We start from the raw sequence: 22,254 nt of genomic DNA, 5'->3' as shown, positions 1-22,254 counted from the left end.
TGTTACAAATGAAAAAAGAGATTAGTCATTTTCTGACTAACCTCTTTCTGCTGTTTTTTCAAGCAGACATTCTTTGACAGCTCGAACTAATTCATTTATTTATTTTCTAATTTGCCTGTACTTCTGCGCTTTTTACTTTCGCTTTCTGTTTTCCAAAAAACGCTTTTGTCTCTGCAAATACAACCGGACTTAACGCAATCAGTGCAATTAAGTTTGGAAATGCCATCAATGCATTAAAGATATCTGCGATATTCCATACTGCTTCTACTGTCATGTAAGGTCCGATAAAAATTGCAAGAATATATAACCAGCGGTATCCTTTTACTACTTTTTTATTACGGTTGAATAAGTATTCAATACATCTTTCACCATAGTAATTCCATCCAAGAATTGTGGTAAATGCAAAGAATACCAAACATACCATCAATACTAAAGATGCAACAGCCGGAGGGAACGGGAGTCCTTTCTGGAATGCAGCTGTTGTAATTGCCACACCTTCAAGACCAGTATTCCATGTACCTGTTATAACAATGGTCAGACCTGTCATCGTACAGATTACAATAGTATCAATAAATGTACCTGTCATAGAAACCAGACCCTGACGTACGGTAGAATGGGTCTGTGCTGCTGCCGCTGCAATCGGGGCACTACCAAGACCTGCTTCATTTGAGAAGATACCACGTGCAATACCCTTCTGCATTGCAACTACCATCGTTCCTGCCGCTCCACCTGCCAGTGCGCTTCCTGTAAATGCACTCTTTACGATTGTGACAATTGCTGCCGGAAGTGCTGTAATATGTGTAATAATGACAATAAAAGCAAATACGAAATAGATGATTGCCATAAATGGCACAACAACCTGTGAAACACTTGCAATTCTCTTTAATCCACCGATAACAACCAGCCCAACACATACTGTCAGAGCCAGACCTGCAATGATTGTTGCGATAGAGTAATCTCTGCCAAATAATGCGATAGTGTTTACTTTATCCGGGTCAAAGAAATTACAGACTGCTGAGGAAATTCCGTTTACCTGTGTGAATGTACCGATTCCCAGTAAACCTACACCCGCACCAAAGAATGCAAACATTTTTGCAAGCCATTTCCATTTTACACCCATACCATTTTCGATATAGTAGAATGGTCCGCCAAGTACATGACCTTCTTTATCGATAGTACGATATTTGATTGCCAGCACACCTTCGGAATATTTGGTTGCCATTCCAAAAAATGCTGCAACAACCATCCAGAATAATGATCCCGGACCACCTGCTGCAAGTGCGGTTGCAACACCGACGATATTTCCGGTACCGATTGTTGCTGACATTGCAGTACAAAGTGCACCAAAACTGCTGACTTCACCTTTTCCGCCCTCTTCATTTTTTACCATAAATTTCAGGGCTTTGCCCAGGTGCCGGATTTGAAGAAATCCCATGCTGACAGATAAATAAATACCTGTACATAAGATGAGAATAATCAGCGGTAATCCCCATACCGCTCCGTCAATCCAGCTGATTACATTGTTCATTGTTTCAAACATTTCTTTTACGTCCTCTCTTTCTTTTCGATGCACCACTTTGGTACATTTCCTAGAACCTCTCTTGAATTTTTCAGTTCAGAAAACAAAAAAACTGTGGAATCCTCATTCCACAGTCTCATAAGAGTACGACAAAACATATACAAGATAACCTCTGTATACTCTGTCCTTTTGCCTGAGAGATTAACAACATAAATGTTGCCGTACACCTTCGGCGCTCTTACTTGAGACTCTCCAGAGTGTTGTCTTTCGACAACGTTTACTATAGCATATTCCCGTGCTGAATACAAGTGTTTTTTTATGGGAGACATTTTTTCTAAAATCTGCTCAAACTACAGTTCCTGTTTCTTGACATTTTATTCGCACAAATTGCATAGTCATTCCCGATTTCCTGTGCTATTATCAAAGCATCATCACTTACTTTATAATTTATTAATTTTTCATGTAAAGGAGCATTAATCATGTTAAAAAATACGTTTAAAAATCCACTTCTTTCCGGATTTTATCCAGACCCGTCTATCTGTCGTGTAGGCGAAGACTATTATCTTGTTACTTCTTCTTTTGTTTATTATCCGGGACTTCCGATTTTCCACAGCCGTGACCTGGTACACTGGGAACAAATCGGCCATGCAATCCATCGTCCGGACCAATTAGATTATAAAAATTGTGAGACCTCTTTAGGATTATGGGCACCAAGCATCCGTTACCACGAAGGTACATTCTATATTATCAATACTTTTGTGTCCGAGGGCAGAGAAGCCAGACGCGATAACTACATTGTAACCGCAAAAGACCCGGCTGGTCCATGGAGTGACCCGGTATTTGTAGAGGGTGCAGACGGAATCGATTCCAGTCTGTTTTTCGACGAAGACGGAAGTCTCTGGTATGCGGGAAACTTTATCAGTGAAGAATGTCGTTATGAGGGACACCACGGAATTTATTTAAATGAATTAGATACCGAAACTTTCCAGTTTAAAGGTCCACGCTACATTATCTGGGATGGTTTCAAAACCAGAAGTAAATGGATTGAAGCTCCACATATTTATAAAAAAGACGGTTGGTATTATCTACTGGTTGCAGAAGGGGGCACATTTGTAAACCACAGTGTACAGATGGCTCGCTGCCGTACCATCAATGGTGACTATGAGATCTGTCCGAGAAATCCAATTATTACTCACCGTCATCTTCCGATCGAAAATCCGATTTCTGTTACCGGACATGCTGATATTGTGGAAACTCAGAATGGAGAATGGTGGATGGTACTTCTTGCCGTTCGTCCTTATGTCGGAGGTCACTATAACCTTGGCCGTGAAACATTTATGGTTCCATTTGTATGGGACAAATATGGCTGGCCAATGATTGACAATGAAACCGGAATGGTTCAGACCGAAGAACGTCTTCCCAATCTTCCAAGAACCATTGTTCCGCTGATTCCGACTACCGATAATTTTGAAAGCGAAACCCTTGCAATGCAGTGGAATACCATTCATCCGCCGGTAGAACCATTTTATTCTCTGACAGAACGTCCTGGATTTCTACGTCTTTCCACCCGCCCGGAAGTGCTTGAAGAAATCTGTACTCCATCTTTTGTTGGACGACGCCAGCAGCATAAAACATTTTTAGCCCGCACTGCCATGGAATTTATTCCACAGACAGAATCGGAAGAAGCCGGTGTTGCGATTCTTCAAGATGACCGCTTTAATTACATTATGGTTCTAAAAGAAAAAGACGATGAACTTGTGCTCGAGCTTCACAAAACAGAAAATGGAACAAGAAGTCTCATTACCTCTGCTCCTGTAAAAAGAAGTAAACGTCTGTATCTTTCTATTCAGGGAAATGTAACCGACTACAGCTTCTATTATGGATATGACGAACAGGAAATGACTTTACTTGCTTCAGGTCTTGATGCTTCTCTTTTAAGCTCTGTTGTAAACGAAGGATTTACCGGTGCTTATATGGGTATGTATACAAGCTCGAATCATACCGAAAGCTTTAACCATGCTGACTTTGACTGGTTTTCTTATCAGGGTGAATAATTTTAATTTTTGCCTCTGCAAGTAAAACATACAAAAAATGGCCCACAGAAAAAACTCTGTGAGCCATTTTTTTATTTAAACGCTTCTGCTATCTGTTGTACCAGAGCGTTTACATCTGCATTTTTTACCAGATATCGTTCCGTTCCATTGACTGCAACACTGTCATAATTTCCATCATAAGTATAATACGTCAGTGTAATTTCCGGTGCTTCTTTTGTACTTCTGTGGAATACCATACACAGCACTTCTTCTTTTTCATTATCCGCCTTCGGAGTATCTAAATTAGAATCCAGCATCACATTCAACAATGCCTGATACAGGGTTGTAAAGGTTTCTTTTTCCACTTCTTTATCGCCCATATAATATTTTCCATCTTTGATTTTCATTGTATAAGAAGATTCTTTTGTCTTGATGTCAATGCTTTCTACGGTATCAATATTTACAAGTGCCGGAATTTTTAAGATATAATCAAATGGATTTAAGTTGTAAATTGCTTCAAGTGTACTGGAAGGGATTGTATACACTTCATTTTCATAGCCTGCTACTGCCACATAACGATTTCCAAGGTCATCTTCATTTCCAAGCAGTAAGGTAACCGTCTTATCTGCTTCGGCAGAGGTATCAGTACTCTCTGTATAATCAATCTGCATCGTTGTTGTACTTCCTTCGACACCGGTATCTGTTCCATCCGGAACTTCCGCAGTTGTTGAAAAATCAAATCCGCTTAACACGTCAAACAATTTATACATGGTTTCCGTATTTACAGTCGCTGTCTCATCGTAAGGATTTAAAATTTCCCAGTAATCAAACTCCATCTTGTAATCGGCCGGTTCTTTTGACAAAGAGAAAATTTCTTCTCCATCTCGGTTAAGTACGAGTTTACGGATTCCATCAGAAGTAAAAGTCGGGTGTTCTGTCTTTTCAAGTTCTACTTTCTTTTCCTCTGTCTTTTCCTCTGTCTTCTCTTCGGTTTCCGTTTTTTCCTCATCTGCAGCTTCTTCGGTTTTTTCTTCCGCTTCGCCATTCGTATCTTCTGTATTTTCTACTTCTTTCGTGCCTTCTTTTTCTGTTTTATCTTCGCTTTCTTCTGCTTTTGTCTCTGTTTTCGTTTCCTTTGTTTCCGTTGTCTGCTTCTGACATCCTCCAAGTGTAAACATACTTAATGATGCTATAATTCCTAACAACGCAATTTTTTGCAATATTTTTCGCATATTCTTTTTGTCCATCCTTTCTTACCCTTTTCTATTCTGTTACTTTTTCTTTAATTTCTCTAAAAAGGGGAATCTCTTCGGATTCCCCTCTATACTAGCACGTTCTCTTTTAAATGGCAAAATCAATTTTTACCGATTTGCATCTCCCTTAAAATCTAATTAACTATTTCTGTCACTTCACAGGCTTCTTCTCTTCCCGCCAGTACCAGATTTTTAGAAAAAGCCTCTCTGATATCATGGCAGAATCCACAAACTCTATTGACATGACCCGCTCTAAATGGTACGATTTTCACAAATAGCCACAAAATTTTTAGAGATGTAGGTGAAAAATATGAACTATCAAACACAAATACAAAGCTTTACAGATGAGCAGCTTGCAGCTCTTATTGACGATGAAACTGCCACAGAAACACTTGGATTAGAAGCCGATAAAATCCGTCGGAAAAACTATGGAGACGAAGTCTATGTACGTGGTTTAATTGAATTTTCAAATTATTGTAAAAATGACTGCTACTACTGCGGTATCCGAAAAGGAAACCGGAAAGCAGACCGCTACCGCCTTTCTTTTGACGACATTTTATCCTGCTGTGAAGAAGGATTTGCTCTCGGTTTCCGTACCTTTGTACTGCAAGGTGGAGAAGACCCGTGGTACACGGATGAGAAAGTCTGTCAGATTGTTTCTGCTATTAAAGAACGCTTTCCGGAATGTGCCGTCACGTTATCGATTGGAGAAAAATCAAAAGAAAGCTATCAGGCTTATTTCAATGCCGGTGCAGAACGCTATCTGCTTCGCCATGAGACAGCCGAACCTGAACATTATCAGAAATTACACCCTGACAGCATGAGCCTTGAAAACCGCAAACGCTGTCTCTTTGATTTAAAAGAAATCGGATATCAGGTTGGCTCCGGTTTTATGGTCGGCTCTCCTTATCAGACTACCAAAAATCTCGTCTGTGATCTTCGATTTTTGCAAAAATTACAGCCTGATATGATAGGAATCGGACCTTATATTACCCATCAGGATACCCCGTTTGCCAATTTTCCAAGTGGAAGCCTTACCAAAACTCTCCGTATGGTTTCTATTTTAAGATTACTCTTTCCTTATGCACTGATTCCATCCACTACTGCACTTGGAACGATTCATCCGGAAGGACGAGAATTAGGGCTAAAAGCCGGAGGAAATGTCGTAATGCCAAACCTTTCTCCGGTATCTGTTCGTAAGAAATATGAGCTTTATGAAAATAAAATCTGCACCGGTGAAGAAGCTGCACAGTGCCGAGGATGCCTTGAAGCAAGGGTAAAAAAAGCGGGGTATCAGATTGTAACGGCAAGAGGTGATGTAAAAAAACATTAAACATAAGGGACGGAGTTCGTGGCAAACGCCATAAATTCCGTCCCTTATTTCTTACTGCAGTGCCTGAAGCATCTGAAGCATTGTCATGTTTGTAATTGGATGACGTTTCCACGGTGCAATTTCTGCCATTGGAATCAATACAAAGTCTCGTAAATGCATTTCAATATGCGGAATATGTAAATCCGGTGCATCGATTACTTCGTCATCATAGAGTAAAATATCCAAATCCAAAGTACGAGGTCCCCAGTGGATGATTCGTTCTCGGTTTGCATCCGCTTCGATTTCATGAAGCAGGTTAAGCAGTTCATAAGGTGGCAGCAGAGTTTTAAGTTCCAATGCTCCATTTAAAAAATCATCCTGTTCCACTCCGCCATAAGGTTCGGTTACAAGATAATCCGAAACCCGAATAACACCGCAGTCGTCTGCTGCATCAAGCAAGGCAACCGCACGGTCAAGATATGCTTTTTTATCACCCATATTAGAGCCAAGAGCAATATAGGCAGTATGCCAGCTTCTGCTGATTTCAACTGAAACGGTATCAAGTGGAAGATTGATTGGTGCCCATGGTTTTTTTACTGTAATATCTACCTGCTTCACAAGATTAGAATAAGTTACTAAGATTGTATGAGCAACTTCTTCTGCGATTTTTTCAATTAAGTTCCAGGTATTTTCCTCTACGACTTTTTTTATCAAATGGGAAACTTCCCCATAATTAATTGAATTTTCAAGGTTATCGGTTAAGCCTGCCATGCGGGTGTCTGTGTGAAGAACTGCTGAAATCACAAATTTCTGTCCCAGAAAATTTTCCTGCTCATACACACCGTGGTTGGCAAATACTTCTAAATCTTTGACAGTTATCTTATCCATAATAAGTTCTCCGATTCGTTATTAGTGAGCAAGAATTGCTTTTGTCATCTGGATGATACGTTTGTTTTCTTTGATATCATGAACACGGACAAATGCACAGTTTTTCATCACACCGATTACAGTTGTGGCAAGTGTTCCTTCTACACGCTGGTCAGCCGGCAGATTCAACGTATTTCCGATTACAGATTTTCTGGAAGTTCCAAGTAAAATTGGGAAACCAAGTCTGTGCAGAACGTCTACATGATTGATTGCAGCGAGGTTCATTTCATAAGTTTTTCCAAATCCAACACCTGGGTCTAACATGATTTTATCATCAGCAACTCCGGCTTCTCTTGCGATTTTAACACATTCAGCCATCTCACTTACCATGTCTTCTAAGAAATCATTGTAAACTGCTTCATCTTTGTTATGCATCAGACAGCAGGCTGCATTATATTTTGCGGTCATAAGTGCCGTTTTTTTATCAAATTTAAAGCCCCATATATCATTTACAAGGTCTGCGCCTGCCTGAAGAGCAGCTTCTGCAACATTTCCTTTATAAGTATCGATTGATACCGGAACATCAAAACGAGCTTTGACAGCTTCAATAATCGGGACAACTCTTGCGATTTCTTCTTCTTCTGAAATTACAATATGTCCCGGGCGTGTGGACTCTCCACCGATATCTACGATATCTGTCCCTTCTTTAATCATTTCTTCTGCATGATGCAGAGCTGCATCAAGATTATTAAATTTTCCTCCGTCTGAGAAAGAGTCCGGAGTTACATTTAAAATCCCCATAATATAGGTTTCATTTTTTACATCAAATTCACGATTTCCGATTTTCATAGTCTTTTATCTCCAAATTTAGTATTTAACAAATTCGTTCTAATAAAACAACGCTAAATTTTTCTTGGTATCCGGCCAGTTACATTCTTTGATTGCCGGACATGCAAAACAGTTCCGAGACTGTTTGTCTGCACGGTAAAGATATTTTGCAAGAAGAGAATCCTCCTCAGAAGATTCTTTTCTGTGACCGGCGATGGCTTCTGCAACCTGTATAACTTCTTCTTTAGAGAAATCACAGAAAGTCATAATTTCATCCGCTATCCTCGCACCGGAAATATGGTGTGGAGTACCAAGTGAAATCTGTTCATAGCGTCCGATATCATGCAGCAGGGCTGCCGCATAGATCAGTTCTTTACTTACGTTTGTTTTTTCTTCTAAGGTATAGATGTACATCAGTCTTGCAACATCAACAAAATGTTCCATTGTATGACGGCAGAACTCACGATCTTTTTCTGCATCCTGTAATAATTTAAACTGTTCCTGATACAATGGATGATTTAAAATTTTCTGGATTCGTTCCATAAATGAATCAACCTTTTACCATCTGGAAGAAAGTCTGCTGAAGGTTAAAGTCTTCTGCAAAAGCACCGCGAACCATAGTTGTTACGGTTTTGCTTCCCGGTTTCTGAACTCCACGCATGGTCATGCACATGTGCTCTGCTTCAATCATAACCATAACACCCTTTGGCTGAAGGTGTTCTTCTAATGCATCTGCAATCTGTGCAGTCATATTTTCCTGAATCTGTGGACGTCTTGCAAATACTTCAACGGTACGGGCAAGTTTGCTAAGACCAGCTACTTTTTCATTTGGAATGTAAGCAACGTGTGCTTTTCCGTAGAATGGAAGTAAATGATGTTCACAGGTAGAATAGAACGTAATATCTTTTTCTACTACCATATTGTTGTTGGTTGCATGGAACTGTTTTTCAAGATGTACACCTGCATCTTCATAAAGTCCGCCGTAAATCTGTTCACACATGCGGGCAATACGGTCCGGTGTCTCTAAAAGTCCTTCTCTGTTTACATCCTCTCCAATACCTTCTAATAACAGGCGAACGCCCTGTTTGATTTTCTCATGGTCCATCATTTCTAAAAATCCTCCTCTAATATAAATGAATAATGTTTCGGGATGTAAGACAAGAAAAGTTTAAAAGACACAAAAAAAACATCCCGATGTGAATAAGTCATCTGGAATAAATAATAATTTTTATATCCCTTCACAATCGAGATGTTGCTGTCATCTGTGTGTTGCAACGGGTGCGGACTCCATATCGTAAGACGAGCTTTTCGTTTCTGCGGCAACTCCCCATCCACTGAACACTTAACGCATAGAATCCTATTTTGCATATTATTTATCTGCGGCTATTATAGCATCGAGTACAGAAGAAAGCAATAGAAATCCGTAGTTTGCAGGGGAGTTTTGGAAGGTTTTTCCTGTTTATGTAAAATTCAAAAGAAGGGAATGTAAAACAATGAGACAAAGAATCTGAAAATTAAATAAATAAGTAGAAATAGCCGCTAAACTGTTGGTATGATATAATATTAATATAGAAATCTAAGAAAACGATTTGCGTATTCATTTTTTTAATTCTTTCAAGGAAAGGGGAAAATGTAATGAAAAAACAGAACAAATCCTCTATTGTATGGTTTATTCTTAGCGTTATTGCAATGATTTTCTTGACAATGCGAGTTGCGATGAACTGGAAATTGAAGGGTGCAGTATTGGTGTTTTTTATTTTGGGTATCGTAATAGAAATTATCTGGATAGCAAAAAATATAATAAAATTTTTTCGAGAATATGAATAAAAAGCCTCCTGATTTTAGAGTCCCAAAAATAAATGGGCCATCCTCAAACTGGATTAGCCCATTTATTTTTTATTTTTCTCGATTTGCCAATTCTTCTGCAATCTGTGGCATTTCACGGTCTAATTTGTAAATCACCAGCATAATTGCTGCAATCACCCAAATGATGACCGGTCCCCATTTATAGATATCAGCAATCATTGAAATCGCACTTCCTGGCTGTACTACATCTGCTCCCTGTGAACTGATGTATCCACTTGCAGTCATTAAAGAAGTAATCACTGCACTTGCAATTCCTGAACCTACTTTAAATCCAAGACTTGCGCCTCCAAAAATCATGCTTTCCTGACGGAAACCATTTTTCCAGTAACTATACTCTACCACATCTCCCAGCATACCAAATACTGTCGCATTTAGCTGTGCTACACCAGCTGAACGAATCAATGTAATCGCAAACATATAGTAGAAGTTGTTTGGATTTAGCATAAGACATACCTGCGCTGCAATCGCAACTACTGCACCGGCGAGTGTAATATTTCTTTTCCCCCATTTCTTGATAAACACAGGACAAACCATCGCACCCAAAATAATTACAATCGTCTCTGCAAAATATAATACACTGTACATCCATGAATCATTATGGAAGATATATTTACAATAATATGGAAGACTTGTACCAATAATTGTCATGTGAGTAACCTGAACTGTCCACAATACCAGTACACACCAGAAATATTTATTTTTAACCAATGCTTTTAAGTGAGTCAATACCGGGATTTTTTCTACTGTTTTTTTCTGCTCTGTTGTTATAGTTTCTTCACATTTTAAGAAGCAGAATAAGAGTAATGCCATAGCAATGACAACCCATAATCCCATTGTTTTAATCCATGCAGCCTGATCATTTCCAAATAATTTTACGATTGGCATTGTAAAAGTTACAGAAATAATTCTTACAAACGGAGAGATAATCATTCTGAAAATTGATAATAAATCCTGCTGATAAGAATCTCTTGTCATTAATCCAGATAATGCGCCATAAGGTACATTAATTGCGGTATAGATTACAGTTGTAAGTACGTTATAGGTAACAAAAATATAAATTCCCTGAATAAATTCCGAAGTATGCGGAACAGTAAATAATAAGATAGCAGCAATTCCATACGGAACCATCATCCATAACAACCAAGGTCTTGCTTTTCCCCATTTACTCTTGGTACGCTCTACCACAATTCCCATAATCAGGTCAGAACTTCCATCGAAAATTCTGGAAATCAGCATAACCATTCCAATTGTAATTGGCGAAATTCCAACGTAATCTGTGTAAAATAATGTAAGTAACGTATTTACCATACCATATACAATATTACATGCTGCGTCACCACATCCATAAGCGATTCTTATCTTGTTTGTTATTTTTTTCAATCTAACATTCCTCCATAATCGCCCTCACTGCGGTTTCTGTATCTTTTAACGGAAACAGCTCATATCCGACATAACCTTTATATCCTGTCTTTTCTAAATGTCGAAGTACTGTCTTATAATTAATTTCTCCTGTTCCCGGCTCATGACGTCCCGGTGCATCTGCAACGTGAATATGACCAAACTGTTCTCCATAATTTGTAATGGTGTCGCAAATACAGCCTTCATTAATCTGCATATGATAAATATCATAAAGTACTTTCAATCTTGGTGAACCAATCAGGCGACAAATCTCTGCTGCCATCTGTGAGCACTTGGACTTGAAAAAGAAATCAAAGTAATCTGCCATGACGTTACTGCTAACACAAAACTTTTATTAGAAGATGGAAGTATTGATTTCACAATTACTCAAAATCTTTATCGTCAGGGTTACCTGCCGATTATTTACTTAAAAGAATATTTAAAAAATGATACCCTTCCAGATTCTACGAATATTACACCTCATATTTCTATCATATCAGACAGAGTACCACGTCTATAATACTTGCATAGGCGTGGGTGAATGGCTGTGTTTTATTTTATTCCCTGATTTTTAATATAATTTTTCACTACATCCAGAGTATTTTCACTTACGGTTGCAATAAAATAACTGTCAGACCAAAAATAAGGTTTCCAGTAATACTTTTTAAGCAATGTATCGCCATAAAGCTTACGAACTTTGCGGGACGTCTGAGTTTTTATTACATTGACAAGTTCTGACGGAGGAGTCTGCGGGTTCGCTTCAATAAGCAGATGTATGTGATCCAGTTCCCCATTTAACTCAAGTATATTAAACCCTCTGCTTTCAGCTACATAATTAATCCGTTCATAGACAGCAGTTTTTACATCGCCGGTAAGAACCGGATGTCTGTATTTTGTTACAAGTACTATATGATACTGCAATAAAAAACAGCTGTGCCTGTTTGTATAATATTCGTACCCTGTTTTCTTTTTCATAAGGATCAAATTCTCCTTTACATCCAAATATATGTTTGCTATGATTATATCAGAGATAATCCATGTTTTCAATACTTATAAAACTTACAAAAGGAGTGCAGCTATATGTCTTATAAGGTAATCCAGTGTCAGATAGCACAGGGCAGCTTAATATATGATTACTGCGACAGCAATGCTCAAAAAGCAAAGCTGTTGTATAATGCTGCGCTCTTTCGTATCAGACAGATTTTCACAGGCTGGGATAAAGACTCTCATACGGACAATGAGAAAGAAGTCTTTGCTGAAGTAGCTCTTCTGCAACAGACTTATCCTTCTGTTAAAGTGAAAAAGGTCATTTCATACGGTCACCTTGAGAAACTGATGCGCGTTACGCATAACCCTGACTTCTTTGCAGGACTTCCAATGCAGACGGCACAGGCTGTTGTCAAACATGCAGGAACCGATTTCTCAAACTGGCTGAAATCCTTAAAGGCTTACAAGCAGGATCCGTCAAAGTTTTTAGGAAAACCGCAGATGCCGCACTACCAGAAGCGTAAGGTTATCACATTTGGTATTACGAATCAGGATGCTGTATTATATCCCGCAGATCATGGTGTTAATTTAAAACTCCCGGGTAGAAAGGAACGCCTTTATCTTTCAAATGTAGAAGCGGATTCCGTCCTCAAAGAGGTTAAAATTAAGCCTTATTATGGAAGATACATCCTGTGCCTTACCCTCGAAAGTGAAAATTTTGCCGCAGATAATACAGACATGCCCAACATATGCGCCATAGACTTTGGTGTGAGCAACTTCGCAGCTGTCGTATGCAATGATGGTTCATCAATGCTGTACAAGGGCGGAGCGGTTCTGTCAGAGTGCCAGTGGTTTCACAAAAAGAGAGCCAAAGCTGTCAGCATTATCACAAAAGGCCATGAACACATGCATGCCAGCTCCAGATACCTGAGCGCCTTAAGCAGGCATCATGCCGATTTCATTAAGGACCAGTGCCATAAAATCAGCCGCAGCATTATAAACTACTGCATAGAACATCACGCCAGTACACTTGTTCTTGGCGAAAACAAACGCTGGAAACAGGACTGCGACATGGGTTCACAGAACAACCAAAACTTTGTCTCAATGCCTACAGGGCTGCTCAAACAGATGATTATTTACAAAGCATCTGATGCCGGAATAAAGATAATCATGCAGGAAGAGTCATACACCTCACAGGCTGACATAACAGCAATGGACTACATTCCTGTTTATGGCGTTGATGCCGAAAATACGGTATTTTCTGGCAGGCGCATAAGCCGCAGTCTCTACCGCTGCTTTAACGGCATGATTATCAATGCCGACTGCAACGGTGCCGCAAATATCATGCGCAAGGCCATAACGGATGCATGGAACAGCATAACTGATTTTTCATTCCTCGCATCACCTGAAGTGTCAGGATTCCACGAACTGAATCCCCTAAGTATTTCCGTAAAAGGGATAGCGGCCGCGTGAACGGCCTCGGCAGGTGGTGGACAGCTTATTTTTAGGTTCGAAAGACGACTTATAAAGTGTCCTGCTGCCACCCAGATACCACTTCCATAGGAGCTATGCACCGCATGGGAGTTGGTAATTCATTATCTGTTCGCAAAATATTTAACTCAGATTCAACACTTGTAAGACTCATCGCATGATTACAAAGAAAAAAGCCATCTTTTTTAATTTTTTAAGATGGCTTTTTTCTTTTTCACAAATTTTTCACATTTTTCCTATTTTATTTTTTATTTGTAGTGTTATAATACAGATAGTGCATATAGAACTTCTGTTATCACATCTTCTATACCTACACGAATAATTATTTTGATTTTTCAGGAGGAATAGATATTATGACTACATTAAAAACCACAAAAAGAAATCCGGAAGTAAAAGCAAAAAAATTAAGACGTGACGGTTTTGCCACAGGTGTTCTTTACGGAAGAGAAATGGACGAAAACATTCCGCTTCAGTTTAGTGCGGTAGACGCCAGCCGCTTTATCAAATCACATAAAGAAGGTTCTCAGGTTATCCTTGATTTCGGGGATACCAAGACAAGCGCTATCGTTAAAAATATTGATTACGATGCAATGAAACGTCAGGTAATGGCTCTGGACTTTCAGGCACTGGTTGCCGGGGAAGCAATTTCTACGACTGTTCCGGTAAAACTGGAAAATGAAGGCGCTGTTCAGGGATTTGTTGACCAGGAACTGACTGAAATTCATTACAAAGCAGACCCTGCACATCTGCTTGAGCCTATTGAAATTGACCTTACCAAATTCCACACAGGCGATGCTCTGTATGTAAAAGATTTGGGTCTGGAAGAAAAAGGTGCTCAGCTTATCACACCGGCTGATTCCTTAATTTTCCACATTGCTGACCATGCAAAAAACATGGAAATTGCTGAAGATGAAACAGCTGACGAAGAAGCTGCTGAAGCCTAAGTAGTAAAATGAATAAAGGACGGAGTTTATGGCATCTGCCACAAACTCCGTCCTTTATTCATTTTTTTATTAAATCTCCACCTTTTCTACTCTCCACTTCCCATCTTCCAGATATAAAAGAGCCATCGACGGTGCATCGAAAAATCTTTTTTCCCCACAACTGCCTGGATTAAGCCAAAGCCTTCCCTCTTTTTCTCTTTCTTCATATTTATGAGTGTGACCGTAAATCACAATCTGCGTTTCTTCTAAATTCCAAGGCACATCTTTTTTCTCATGTACCACACAGAAATTGACTCCGTCCAGTGTAAAGCGCTGGCATTTTAAAAGATGACAATCCCACACTCCATCATTATTTCCACGTACAAAATACACCGGTACTCTTGACTTTAAATGTATAAAAATCTCATCTATAATTCTCTGAGAACCGATATCTCCTGCATGAATCAGCGCATCACAACTTTCAATTTGTTCAAGCACTTCCTGTCGTAATAATCCATGCGTATCCGATAGCACTGCAATTTTCATCCGGCACACACTCCTTTTTGTTTTTCTTTTTATTTTACCACAAAAAAAGCTGTGAGCTAATCTTAATAATCAGCCCACAGTTTTTTTATTTTTTCTGCTATCTGTTGTAATTTCTGTCCACGATATCCAAAAATCCTCACTGCTAAATCTCCACTGCAAAGCTTTGTCACACCGCCGTCACATTCTGATTCCATTTCAAGGATTTCCCAGATTCTTTCTGTAATTTCAGGCATCACTTTTCCGTCCTCAAGTTCGGATAAAAACAGGTTTGCGACATGCGTATACCCTTCATACAGACCAATTTTTTCCATCGGCATTTTTTCTGGTTCATATCTGGTATTGTCCCGGTAAATCATTTTTCCACTTCGGTAAATCGTCACTTTTGAAGCAAACTTTCGGTATAAAAAGCGCTCTTCATGTGCCGTTCTTCCACAGGAAATCACATCCAGAAAAAAGAGTTTTGCACTCTTATCTTCCAGTTGAATCTCCATCGTACTCTCGAAAGCAGAATCTGCAAATGGAATCACCGGCTGAGGATAATAATATAACACCGAATCTTTTTCGACGTTTACTTTGATATTTCTTTTCGCCTCACCGCCATCCATTTTATGGATTTTTTCAAATGACTGTGACAGTACTTCCAAATCTGCGCCCTGTCGTACCTGATAGGAAAATTCCTGCAAATCGCCGCTCATAATTCCGGCGGATGCACAAAGAGGCATGACCTGAATCCCACCATTTTCTTTCTCAAATGGTGTCATAATCTTATACGGAGCGGTAAAGGATACATCCTCTAAAATGGTTTTTCCGTCTTTTTTTCCTGCACAGATTGAGACACGGGATACTTTTCCGAATTTATTTTCCATTCTACATGCCCTCTAAGAGTACGTTTTTCTTAATCCACTCTACCACAATATCCACATTTTCATCCCCACGGATGTTGGTAAACACAAAAGGACGCTCTCCTCTCATTTTTTTAGAGTCTCTGTCCATTACCTCAAGACTTGCTCCAACATAAGGTGCTAAATCAATCTTGTTGATTACCAGCAAATCAGAACGGGTAATTCCCGGACCGCCTTTTCTCGGAATTTTATCGCCTTCTGCCACATCAATGACAAAAATCGTCGCATCGACCAGCTCCGGACTAAAGGTTGCAGACAAATTATCTCCACCACTTTCAATAAATAAAAGTTCAATATCCGGAAAACGCTCTACCATCTCATCCACTGCCTCTAAGTTCATCGAAGCATCTTCACGAATTGCTGTATGTGGACATCCACCTGTTTCCACACCCGTAATTCTCTCTACAGGAAGCACACTGTTCTTCGCCAGAAACTGTGCATCTTCTTTGGTATAAATATCATTTGTGATAACAGCAATGCTATATTCTTTTGCCATTTTCCTTGATAAGGCTTCAATCAACGCTGTTTTTCCTGAACCAACCGGTCCTGCTACTCCAATTTTTACATAAGACATATTGCTTTCCTCACTTTTTAGCTCACATTTACTTTTTACGACATATATAATCTGGAATACAGTTTTTCATGCTGAATTCCACGGATATCAAACCCCGGCGCAGACAGACAAAGCTCCTCTTTGGTCTGTGTTTTTAATGTTTCAAGCACTTCCTGAAATTCAAAAAAGCATCTGCTTAACAACTTTTGCCCTACACTTTGACTTAACGGAATCGTCTTTACACAGTTTGTCACCATTGCAGAGGTCTGCGCATAAAGATAATGTTCTAATGCTTCTTCTAACTCAATTCCAAGCGCCGAACAAAACACTCCATAAACACAGCTGTGACTGATATTTTTTCCTTTTCTTGCTGTCACATACTCTTTATAAATTCCTGTTTCATTAATTTCTAAATCCAGTTTTTCAATCGTCTTTACAAACCGAGAGCCCATTTTTCTGACTGCATCTCTTTGTTCCATCGGAATTCTGGATGCCTCTAAAATTTCTTCTAATTCTTCCAGTTCTTCAAGACGTTCTGCCTCTGCTGACTCATAGGCCAGCTTTACCGAAAGCAGTTCTGTTGTAGCAAAATTCCATTTAATTTTATTTTTAATATACTCTTCTGCTGTTTTTTCATCATGTACAATTCCATTTTGTATATAAGTTTCCAATCCCTGTGAATGAGAATACGCACCAATTGGAAATAAAGCATCATTTACCTGAAGCAGATAAAATTTTTTCTGTGACATGTAAACGTCTCCTTTTAATGATGATGATTATGAATGGAAGCAGAAATCCGTTTATCAAAATCCAATTTCATCACTTCTTTTTCTGCTTTTACACCATGAATTTTTTCAAGCATCACAAGCATTGGCTCATTATAAATCGTAATAAATGTATCATTTTCACCCCAAAAAAGCGGTGCATGACGGTTTCCAATTTCGTAACATACCTTCGCAGACATCTTCTCATGTCCCGGTATCAAAGTCACACGAATCACTTCACATGGAGGGGTATTGACTACCACTAATTTTTTATCATCTGCATAGATGACATCGTCCTGATAAAGACCGCGGGAAAGAATGGAATCATCCATTCTTATCCCAACTTCTGTGCCTTTATCTGTATTTTTCTTATGGATTCTTTTAAATGCTTCATGCCATTCAATATCAACTGTTTCGATTTCTTTTCCGGTTGTATCAAACTCATTAAGCTTTCCAAGTACCTGTTCGCACAGCATATTTTTTCCTCACTCTCTACCAAACCTGTAACAGCATCATAACCCCTGGAATCCAGGCAGTTACCACACCTTCAAAGACCTGCAGGCAAGGTACAAATTTTCCAAGTTTCTTTCCCATAATGTCCTCTACAAAAGCAGTTCCCCACAGAATTGCCCATAAGTACCAGATAGCAGCCCAGCGGATATCTGCAGTAATTCCAAGTGCACTGCTTCCTGTGATACCCTCGATTGTACCAAATACTACGGCATTGACTGCTACAAATGTAGAAAACCAGGCAAACGGAATCGGACTTAATTTTAAAATTTTACTAAATGCTACAAATAAATAAGTAAAGCAGAATAACAGTCCAGTTCCTGCTGCATAATAATTTCCCATAACGAGATTGACAAAATTAATAAATAAAGACAATCCACCGGTCAAAATATTCATGACCGCTGTAGATTTTCCATCCACTTTATATAAGGCGCACATTCCGTTATTAATTAATACAATCCCTACAAATAAAAGACAAACTCCCAGCATAAGCTCCCTCCTGAGTATTATTTTATTTATGTCAATTGAACGTAAAACTTGAATTTAGAACAAGCTGTACAGCTGTGTAAGCGGCAGTCTTTCAGCTGGTTTTGAAGTAATTTCCTCGCCGTCTACCGTCACTTTATAAGTCTCAGGGTCTACGGTAAGTTCCGGTGTTCTGTCATTATATACCATATCTTTTTTACCGATGGTACGACAACCTTTTACCGGAACAACTATCTTTTCAAGACCGTATTTTTCTTTTACATTTTCATCCATTGCTGCCTGTGAAACAAAGGTTAAGCATGCTTCATTTTTTGCTTTTCCATGAGCAGCAAACATTGGCTGATACTGTACCGGCTGAGTGGTCGGAATGGATGCATTTGCATCTCCCATCTTAGATGCCACAATCATACCGCCTTTGATAATCATATCCGGTTTTGCTCCAAAAAATGCCGGATTCCAAAGTACAAGGTCAGCAAACTTTCCTTCTTCAACAGAACCTACATACTGTGCGATTCCGTGTGTCAGAGCCGGGTTAATAGTATATTTGGAGATATAACGTTTTACACGGAAGTTATCATTTTCATGACCTTCATCTTCTGGCAATGCGCCTCTTTCATCTTTCATTTTGCTTGCAGTCTGCCAGGTACGGGTAATGACTTCACCGACACGTCCCATTGCCTGTGAATCAGAACTCATCATGCTGAAAATTCCCATATCATGAAGCACATCTTCTGCTGCAATGGTCTCCGGACGAATTCTGGAATCTGCAAATGCTACATCTTCCGGAATCTTTTTATCCAGATGGTGGCATACCATAAGCATATCCAAATGCTCATCTAACGTATTTACAGTATAAGGCATCGTCGGGTTTGTTGAGGATGGCAGTACGTTTGGTGCTGCTGCCGCACGGATGATATCCGGTGCATGTCCACCGCCGGCACCTTCTGTATGATAAGTATGAATCGTTCTTCCACCGATTGCTGCAAGAGTATCTTCGACACATCCGCCCTCATTTAAGGTATCGGTATGAATGGCTACCTGTACATCGTATTCATCTGCAACATTTAAGCAGTGATTGATAACCGCTGGTGTTGCACCCCAGTCTTCATGGATTTTTAATCCCATTGCTCCTGCTTTTACCTGTTCAATCAAAGGCGCTTCATCGGAGCAGTTTCCTTTTCCAAGAAATCCAAGATTCATCGGATATTCTTCGGCTGCCTTTAACATCATTCTTAAATTCCATGGTCCGGGAGTACAAGTTGTCGCATTTGTTCCATCTGCCGGACCTGTTCCACCACCAATCATGGTTGTGACTCCACTGTAAAGCGCACAGTCAATCTGCTGAGGACTGATGAAATGAATATGGGTATCAATTCCACCTGCTGTGACAATCATGCCTTCGCCTGCAAGTGCTTCTGTGGATGCACCGACTGTCATTCCCGGTGTCACACCATCCATAATATCCGGATTTCCAGCTTTTCCGATTCCCTTAATTTTGCCATCTTTAATTCCGATATCTGCCTTTACGATTCCTGTAGAATCCACGATTAATGCATTTGTAATAACCAGGTCTAAGTCTCCATCTTTACTACAGGTTTTTACAGACTGTCCCATACCATCACGAATGGTTTTTCCACCACCGAATTTGACTTCATCCCCATAAGTGGTATAGTCTTTTTCTACTTCAATTACAAGACTGGTATCTGCCAGACGAACCTTGTCTCCGACAGTTGGTCCGTACATTGCTGCATATTTACTTCCGGAAATTTTTACACTCATCTTCGTACCTCCTTACAGAAATCCTTTTAATTTTGCTGTTTCCATCGATGTCGCTTTGGTATCTTCACCTGTCTGGGCACGGGTTAAATCATTTAACCCAAAGACACGTTTTCTTCCACCCATCTCGGTTAACTGTACCTCTTTTTCTTCACCCGGCTCAAAACGAACCGAAGTACCGGATGCAATATCCAAATGATATCCATAAGCCTTTTCTCTATCAAAAGACAGACATTTATTTACTTCAAAAAAATGATAATGAGAACCTACCTGAACCGGTCTGTCTCCTTTATTTGCAACAAGAATGGTTACTGTTTTTTTGCCTTCATTTAATGTAATATCCCTTTCTGCCGGAATAATTTCACCAATTTTCATCTGATTGCCTCCTTTACTGAATCGGGTTATGTACTGTTACAAGTTTGGTTCCATCCGGAAAGGTTGCTTCGACCTGAACTTCTCCAATCATATCTGCTACACCTTCCATTACGTCATCCTTTGTCAGTATTTTTGTGCCAAGCTGCATCAGTTCTACCACCGTTTTTCCATCTCTGGCAAGTTCTAAAAGTTCTGAACTGATGTAGGCAAGTGCCTCTACATAATTCAATTTCAGTCCTCTTTCTTTTCTCTCTTTCGCAAGATTTCCTGCCATGTGAAGCATTAATTTTTCCTGCTCTTTTGGATTAAGCCTCATAACATTTCCTCCTCTTAAAGGTTCTAAAAGTCAGTTTTTAAGTCTGCAGGTTTTTGAAATTTCAATCGAGCGTAAACAAAAAAAGCAGACAAACCGCACCTTAATTCAAGACGCCATTGTCTGCTTTTAAAATCCCTTATTCTTTTCAAAAACTCTACCCGCATTATACACGAACTACTTTTTTTCGTCAATCATTTTCTTCTCTAATTCAATAAAGTTCACAATTTATTCAGATTTTGCGAAACTCATTTTCACTATACCATACTCTGTCCTTTTCATTAATATCCAGCGCATACAATTTTTCATCTTCTATTTCAATTACGATTGTATGCTGGTTTTCATCCTCTAACCACACCTTATCCATTGCCGGTTTTCCCTCCGGACGCCCCTCACAGCCAAAATCCGGTTCATCAATCCGCTTTACGAAATACTCCATTTTTTCTTCCTCTTTTCCTGGTTTTTATCTTATTTACACAAAATTATAGCAGGTGTTTCTGGTAAAATCCATTCCTAGTCTTGTTTTCCCCCTTCACTTGACTTATAATCGAAACCGAATCTAATGAAAAGAGGAAATTTTTATGGTTACCCTACTTCTTACCGAACAGCTCACTGTGTTATTTCTCATGATGGGCTGTGGTTTTGTTCTTGTAAAGACAAAAATTGTAAAGTCAAGAGACAGCAAAACCCTGTCCCTTATCAGTGTCTATCTGATTATGCCTTGCGTTATTATAAATGCATTCCAGATTGACTATTCAAAAGAAATTCAAGATGGATTTTTACTGGCACTTTTTGCCGCTGTTATCCTTCATCTTCTATTGTTTCTTATCTGCGGAATCCTTGGAAAATTTTTAAATTTAACTTCCGTAGAAAAAGCATCTTTGATTTATTCCAATGCCGGAAATCTGATTATTCCGCTTGTTACTTCCGTTCTCGGAAGCGAATGGGTCATCTATTCAAGCGGATTTATGTGTGTCCAGACCTTGCTTTTGTGGACACATGCACAGTCCATTATGCAGGGAAAAACAGAATTTAACTGGAAAAAGATTTTGCAGAATGTAAACTTAATTGCCATTGTAGTCGGAATCATTCTCTTCTTTTTCCACATCAAACTTCCTGTTATTCTATCCGACACCATTAACTCCCTTGCTTCTTTAATCGGACCGGTCAGCATGATTATGCTTGGAATGTTACTCACAGAAGTAGACTGGAAAGCATTGTTTACTTCCAGACGGATCTACTTAATGACAGCATTAAAAATGCTTGTTCTGCCACTTATTATGGTCGGCTGTATGCGGCTTCTTGCGCATCACTGCTCCCTCGCAAATGCATCTACAATACTGTTAATCAGCCTGCTTGCAACGATCACTCCATCTGCGACAACCATTACACAAATGGCACAGATTTATGATAATCATCCGGATTATGCAAGTGCAATTAATGTATTTACAACAGTTGTCTGCATTGTCACAATGCCAATCATGGTATTATTATATACACTTTAACGCAAACACCCCTGTATTCTGTTTTTTCACAAAATACAGGGGTGTTC

At 39.3% G+C, this 22,254-nt stretch carries 26 protein-coding genes and 2 riboswitches; of the genes, 6 read left to right on the top strand and 20 right to left on the bottom strand.

Going from position 1 to position 22,254, the window contains the following annotated elements; translation table 11 throughout:
- Window positions 1-106 precede the first annotated feature (106 nt).
- Entirely contained in the window at window positions 107-1,540 is a 1,434-nt protein-coding gene (locus tag ACYQ2D_RS12695) for an alanine/glycine:cation symporter family protein (RefSeq protein WP_187558937.1), read from the bottom strand.
- Between the two features lie 150 nt (window positions 1,541-1,690).
- Window positions 1,691-1,785: riboswitch (glycine riboswitch) on the bottom strand.
- Between the two features lie 213 nt (window positions 1,786-1,998).
- On the opposite strand from ACYQ2D_RS12695, the gene ACYQ2D_RS12690 reads away from it, so the two are divergent.
- Window positions 1,999-3,573, top strand: coding sequence for a glycoside hydrolase family 43 protein (locus ACYQ2D_RS12690; RefSeq protein WP_459785676.1), 1,575 nt, complete (start codon window positions 1,999-2,001; stop codon window positions 3,571-3,573).
- A gap of 71 nt (window positions 3,574-3,644) precedes the next feature.
- On the opposite strand, the gene ACYQ2D_RS12685 is transcribed toward ACYQ2D_RS12690, so the two are convergent.
- Both ACYQ2D_RS12685 and ACYQ2D_RS12680 read right to left on the bottom strand, forming a co-directional pair.
- Window positions 3,645-4,799, bottom strand: coding sequence for a hypothetical protein (locus ACYQ2D_RS12685; protein WP_459785675.1), 1,155 nt, complete (start codon window positions 4,797-4,799; stop codon window positions 3,645-3,647).
- 140 nt (window positions 4,800-4,939) lie between these two features.
- A complete protein-coding gene (locus tag ACYQ2D_RS12680; RefSeq protein ID WP_459785673.1) occupies window positions 4,940-5,077 on the bottom strand; it encodes a hypothetical protein in 138 nt (45 codons plus the stop codon).
- Window positions 5,078-5,115: 38 nt separating this feature from the next.
- On the opposite strand from ACYQ2D_RS12680, the gene hydE reads away from it, so the two are divergent.
- Window positions 5,116-6,138: a [FeFe] hydrogenase H-cluster radical SAM maturase HydE gene (gene hydE / locus ACYQ2D_RS12675; RefSeq protein ID WP_459785672.1), complete on the top strand. Its 1,023-nt coding sequence runs from the start codon at window positions 5,116-5,118 to the stop codon at window positions 6,136-6,138.
- Between the two features lie 51 nt (window positions 6,139-6,189).
- Here hydE and folK read toward each other — a convergent pair whose 3' ends face one another.
- Genes folK through folE form a run of 4 tightly spaced genes read right to left on the bottom strand, consistent with a single transcriptional unit; the run spans window position 6,190 to window position 8,920 of the window.
- Window positions 6,190-7,005, bottom strand: coding sequence for a 2-amino-4-hydroxy-6-hydroxymethyldihydropteridine diphosphokinase (gene folK, locus ACYQ2D_RS12670; RefSeq protein ID WP_459785670.1), 816 nt, complete (start codon window positions 7,003-7,005; stop codon window positions 6,190-6,192).
- Between the two features lie 21 nt (window positions 7,006-7,026).
- On the bottom strand, window positions 7,027-7,833 hold the full coding sequence (folP, locus tag ACYQ2D_RS12665) for a dihydropteroate synthase (RefSeq protein ID WP_117456602.1): 807 nt from the start codon (window positions 7,831-7,833) through the stop codon (window positions 7,027-7,029).
- Window positions 7,834-7,872: 39 nt separating this feature from the next.
- Entirely contained in the window at window positions 7,873-8,355 is a 483-nt protein-coding gene (locus tag ACYQ2D_RS12660) for an HD domain-containing protein (RefSeq protein ID WP_117456601.1), read from the bottom strand.
- Window positions 8,356-8,362: 7 nt separating this feature from the next.
- Window positions 8,363-8,920 (bottom strand): GTP cyclohydrolase I FolE, encoded by a 558-nt coding sequence (gene folE / locus ACYQ2D_RS12655; protein ID WP_117456600.1) that lies wholly within the window; start codon window positions 8,918-8,920, stop codon window positions 8,363-8,365.
- 162 nt (window positions 8,921-9,082) lie between these two features.
- Window positions 9,083-9,179: riboswitch (THF riboswitch) on the bottom strand.
- 268 nt (window positions 9,180-9,447) lie between these two features.
- Between folE and ACYQ2D_RS12650 the strand changes: the two genes are divergently transcribed.
- A complete protein-coding gene (locus tag ACYQ2D_RS12650; protein WP_459785667.1) occupies window positions 9,448-9,639 on the top strand; it encodes a hypothetical protein in 192 nt (63 codons plus the stop codon).
- 69 nt (window positions 9,640-9,708) lie between these two features.
- On the opposite strand, the gene ACYQ2D_RS12645 is transcribed toward ACYQ2D_RS12650, so the two are convergent.
- The 3 genes from ACYQ2D_RS12645 to tnpA form a co-directional block, all read right to left on the bottom strand.
- Window positions 9,709-11,058: an MFS transporter gene (locus tag ACYQ2D_RS12645; protein WP_459785665.1), complete on the bottom strand. Its 1,350-nt coding sequence runs from the start codon at window positions 11,056-11,058 to the stop codon at window positions 9,709-9,711.
- A gap of 1 nt (window position 11,059) precedes the next feature.
- Window positions 11,060-11,404, bottom strand: coding sequence for a TIM barrel protein (locus ACYQ2D_RS12640; protein ID WP_459785663.1), 345 nt, complete (start codon window positions 11,402-11,404; stop codon window positions 11,060-11,062).
- 224 nt (window positions 11,405-11,628) lie between these two features.
- The gene (gene tnpA, locus ACYQ2D_RS12635; RefSeq protein WP_459785662.1) at window positions 11,629-12,051 is read right to left on the bottom strand and encodes an IS200/IS605 family transposase; all 423 of its coding nucleotides are present in this window, start codon (window positions 12,049-12,051) and stop codon (window positions 11,629-11,631) included.
- Between the two features lie 105 nt (window positions 12,052-12,156).
- Between tnpA and ACYQ2D_RS12630 the strand changes: the two genes are divergently transcribed.
- Both ACYQ2D_RS12630 and ACYQ2D_RS12625 read left to right on the top strand, forming a co-directional pair.
- Complete coding sequence (locus ACYQ2D_RS12630; RefSeq protein ID WP_459785660.1) at window positions 12,157-13,536, top strand: RNA-guided endonuclease InsQ/TnpB family protein; 1,380 nt, start codon at window positions 12,157-12,159, stop codon at window positions 13,534-13,536.
- Window positions 13,537-13,907: 371 nt separating this feature from the next.
- Window positions 13,908-14,498, top strand: coding sequence for a 50S ribosomal protein L25 (locus ACYQ2D_RS12625; RefSeq protein WP_022304062.1), 591 nt, complete (start codon window positions 13,908-13,910; stop codon window positions 14,496-14,498).
- A gap of 69 nt (window positions 14,499-14,567) precedes the next feature.
- On the opposite strand, the gene ACYQ2D_RS12620 is transcribed toward ACYQ2D_RS12625, so the two are convergent.
- The 10 genes from ACYQ2D_RS12620 to ACYQ2D_RS12575 all read right to left on the bottom strand — a co-directional run bounded on the left by ACYQ2D_RS12620 (window position 14,568) and on the right by ACYQ2D_RS12575 (window position 21,141).
- A complete protein-coding gene (locus ACYQ2D_RS12620) occupies window positions 14,568-15,023 on the bottom strand; it encodes a metallophosphoesterase family protein (RefSeq protein WP_459785659.1) in 456 nt (151 codons plus the stop codon).
- A gap of 62 nt (window positions 15,024-15,085) precedes the next feature.
- Window positions 15,086-15,889 carry an urease accessory protein UreD gene (locus tag ACYQ2D_RS12615; RefSeq protein WP_459785658.1) on the bottom strand — a complete coding sequence of 268 codons (804 nt, stop codon included), beginning with the start codon at window positions 15,887-15,889 and terminating at the stop codon, window positions 15,086-15,088.
- Between the two features lies 1 nt (window position 15,890).
- Window positions 15,891-16,499, bottom strand: coding sequence for an urease accessory protein UreG (ureG, locus tag ACYQ2D_RS12610; RefSeq protein ID WP_117456596.1), 609 nt, complete (start codon window positions 16,497-16,499; stop codon window positions 15,891-15,893).
- A 35-nt stretch (window positions 16,500-16,534) separates the two neighbouring features.
- A complete protein-coding gene (locus ACYQ2D_RS12605; RefSeq protein WP_022304058.1) occupies window positions 16,535-17,227 on the bottom strand; it encodes an urease accessory protein UreF in 693 nt (230 codons plus the stop codon).
- A gap of 14 nt (window positions 17,228-17,241) precedes the next feature.
- Window positions 17,242-17,718, bottom strand: coding sequence for an urease accessory protein UreE (locus ACYQ2D_RS12600; RefSeq protein ID WP_459785657.1), 477 nt, complete (start codon window positions 17,716-17,718; stop codon window positions 17,242-17,244).
- A 16-nt stretch (window positions 17,719-17,734) separates the two neighbouring features.
- A complete protein-coding gene (locus tag ACYQ2D_RS12595) occupies window positions 17,735-18,241 on the bottom strand; it encodes an AmiS/UreI family transporter (protein WP_022304056.1) in 507 nt (168 codons plus the stop codon).
- Between the two features lie 54 nt (window positions 18,242-18,295).
- Window positions 18,296-20,017 (bottom strand): urease subunit beta, encoded by a 1,722-nt coding sequence (gene ureB, locus ACYQ2D_RS12590; RefSeq protein WP_459785655.1) that lies wholly within the window; start codon window positions 20,015-20,017, stop codon window positions 18,296-18,298.
- A 12-nt stretch (window positions 20,018-20,029) separates the two neighbouring features.
- Entirely contained in the window at window positions 20,030-20,389 is a 360-nt protein-coding gene (gene ureB, locus ACYQ2D_RS12585; RefSeq protein ID WP_022304054.1) for an urease subunit beta, read from the bottom strand.
- 13 nt (window positions 20,390-20,402) lie between these two features.
- A complete protein-coding gene (gene ureA / locus ACYQ2D_RS12580) occupies window positions 20,403-20,705 on the bottom strand; it encodes an urease subunit gamma (protein WP_022304053.1) in 303 nt (100 codons plus the stop codon).
- Window positions 20,706-20,934: 229 nt separating this feature from the next.
- Entirely contained in the window at window positions 20,935-21,141 is a 207-nt protein-coding gene (locus ACYQ2D_RS12575) for a hypothetical protein (RefSeq protein ID WP_022304052.1), read from the bottom strand.
- A 142-nt stretch (window positions 21,142-21,283) separates the two neighbouring features.
- Here ACYQ2D_RS12575 and ACYQ2D_RS12570 point away from each other — a divergent pair, with 142 nt between their 5' ends.
- Complete coding sequence (locus ACYQ2D_RS12570; protein ID WP_117456594.1) at window positions 21,284-22,207, top strand: AEC family transporter; 924 nt, start codon at window positions 21,284-21,286, stop codon at window positions 22,205-22,207.
- Window positions 22,208-22,254: the final 47 nt, after the last annotated feature.

This window comes from Blautia stercoris (assembly GCF_054657695.1).
The sequence above is the reverse complement of the archived record's forward strand: the minus strand, read 5'-3'. Positions and strand labels throughout refer to the sequence as shown.

What these genes read in the sequence shown, in the direction of transcription:
- folE (WP_117456600.1), bottom strand. Translation starts at nt 8,920, where the DNA reads ATGATGGACCATGAGAAAATCAAACAGGGCGTTCGCCTGTTATTAGAA.
- ACYQ2D_RS12600 (WP_459785657.1), bottom strand. Translation starts at nt 17,718, where the DNA reads ATGCTGTGCGAACAGGTACTTGGAAAGCTTAATGAGTTTGATACAACC.
- ACYQ2D_RS12605 (WP_022304058.1), bottom strand. Translation starts at nt 17,227, where the DNA reads ATGTCACAGAAAAAATTTTATCTGCTTCAGGTAAATGATGCTTTATTT.
- ACYQ2D_RS12640 (WP_459785663.1), bottom strand. Translation starts at nt 11,404, where the DNA reads ATGGCAGATTACTTTGATTTCTTTTTCAAGTCCAAGTGCTCACAGATG.
- ACYQ2D_RS12570 (WP_117456594.1), top strand. Translation starts at nt 21,284, where the DNA reads ATGGTTACCCTACTTCTTACCGAACAGCTCACTGTGTTATTTCTCATG.
- ACYQ2D_RS12595 (WP_022304056.1), bottom strand. Translation starts at nt 18,241, where the DNA reads ATGCTGGGAGTTTGTCTTTTATTTGTAGGGATTGTATTAATTAATAAC.
- ACYQ2D_RS12650 (WP_459785667.1), top strand. Translation starts at nt 9,448, where the DNA reads ATGAAAAAACAGAACAAATCCTCTATTGTATGGTTTATTCTTAGCGTT.
- ureA (WP_022304053.1), bottom strand. Translation starts at nt 20,705, where the DNA reads ATGAGGCTTAATCCAAAAGAGCAGGAAAAATTAATGCTTCACATGGCA.
- ACYQ2D_RS12620 (WP_459785659.1), bottom strand. Translation starts at nt 15,023, where the DNA reads ATGAAAATTGCAGTGCTATCGGATACGCATGGATTATTACGACAGGAA.
- folP (WP_117456602.1), bottom strand. Translation starts at nt 7,833, where the DNA reads ATGAAAATCGGAAATCGTGAATTTGATGTAAAAAATGAAACCTATATT.
- ACYQ2D_RS12625 (WP_022304062.1), top strand. Translation starts at nt 13,908, where the DNA reads ATGACTACATTAAAAACCACAAAAAGAAATCCGGAAGTAAAAGCAAAA.
- ACYQ2D_RS12660 (WP_117456601.1), bottom strand. Translation starts at nt 8,355, where the DNA reads ATGGAACGAATCCAGAAAATTTTAAATCATCCATTGTATCAGGAACAG.
- ACYQ2D_RS12630 (WP_459785660.1), top strand. Translation starts at nt 12,157, where the DNA reads ATGTCTTATAAGGTAATCCAGTGTCAGATAGCACAGGGCAGCTTAATA.
- ureB (WP_022304054.1), bottom strand. Translation starts at nt 20,389, where the DNA reads ATGAAAATTGGTGAAATTATTCCGGCAGAAAGGGATATTACATTAAAT.
- ACYQ2D_RS12575 (WP_022304052.1), bottom strand. Translation starts at nt 21,141, where the DNA reads ATGGAGTATTTCGTAAAGCGGATTGATGAACCGGATTTTGGCTGTGAG.
- ureG (WP_117456596.1), bottom strand. Translation starts at nt 16,499, where the DNA reads ATGTCTTATGTAAAAATTGGAGTAGCAGGACCGGTTGGTTCAGGAAAA.
- ACYQ2D_RS12690 (WP_459785676.1), top strand. Translation starts at nt 1,999, where the DNA reads ATGTTAAAAAATACGTTTAAAAATCCACTTCTTTCCGGATTTTATCCA.
- ACYQ2D_RS12615 (WP_459785658.1), bottom strand. Translation starts at nt 15,889, where the DNA reads ATGGAAAATAAATTCGGAAAAGTATCCCGTGTCTCAATCTGTGCAGGA.
- folK (WP_459785670.1), bottom strand. Translation starts at nt 7,005, where the DNA reads ATGGATAAGATAACTGTCAAAGATTTAGAAGTATTTGCCAACCACGGT.
- ACYQ2D_RS12695 (WP_187558937.1), bottom strand. Translation starts at nt 1,540, where the DNA reads ATGTTTGAAACAATGAACAATGTAATCAGCTGGATTGACGGAGCGGTA.
- hydE (WP_459785672.1), top strand. Translation starts at nt 5,116, where the DNA reads ATGAACTATCAAACACAAATACAAAGCTTTACAGATGAGCAGCTTGCA.
- ACYQ2D_RS12685 (WP_459785675.1), bottom strand. Translation starts at nt 4,799, where the DNA reads ATGGACAAAAAGAATATGCGAAAAATATTGCAAAAAATTGCGTTGTTA.
- ureB (WP_459785655.1), bottom strand. Translation starts at nt 20,017, where the DNA reads ATGAGTGTAAAAATTTCCGGAAGTAAATATGCAGCAATGTACGGACCA.
- tnpA (WP_459785662.1), bottom strand. Translation starts at nt 12,051, where the DNA reads ATGAAAAAGAAAACAGGGTACGAATATTATACAAACAGGCACAGCTGT.